The organism is Actinomyces oris, from assembly GCF_006546825.1.
Lineage (GTDB): Bacteria > Actinomycetota > Actinomycetes > Actinomycetales > Actinomycetaceae > Actinomyces > Actinomyces oris.
On the sequence record NZ_VICC01000011.1, the window covers coordinates 96,205 to 96,530 of the forward strand.

The 326-nt window shown below is 61.7% G+C and carries 1 protein-coding gene; it reads left to right on the top strand.

Features of this window, described 5'->3' with window-relative positions:
* The coding region (locus FK267_RS13265; protein WP_141407492.1) for an actinodefensin at nucleotides 1-151 on the top strand (151 nt) is incomplete at its 5' end.
* Nucleotides 152-326 lie beyond the last annotated feature (175 nt).

The following is a 326-nucleotide window of genomic DNA, read 5'->3' on the forward strand; positions in this document are numbered from 1 at the left end:
GGCTCTTCATTCAGAGACGCACCCTCCTACCGAAGGCGCAGAATATAACTGCCCCACCGATGAGTCTCCGTGCGACCGCCACTGCAGGCACTCCGGATACCGGGGCGGATACTGCGGAGGAGCGCTCAAGACCTCCTGCCGCTGCTACTAATCTGCAATATCCCAACACACAGGGCCACACCACCTGATTCATCTTTCGCGCGAGCGACTCTGGCGACTTGACGCTACCGGCGTCGAATCACTGGCTTCCCCCCAGTCCGGGGAAGGTGCGTGGACACATTCACCCGCGCACCCCACAACCTCTCACGGTAACCACCCGGGGAGAC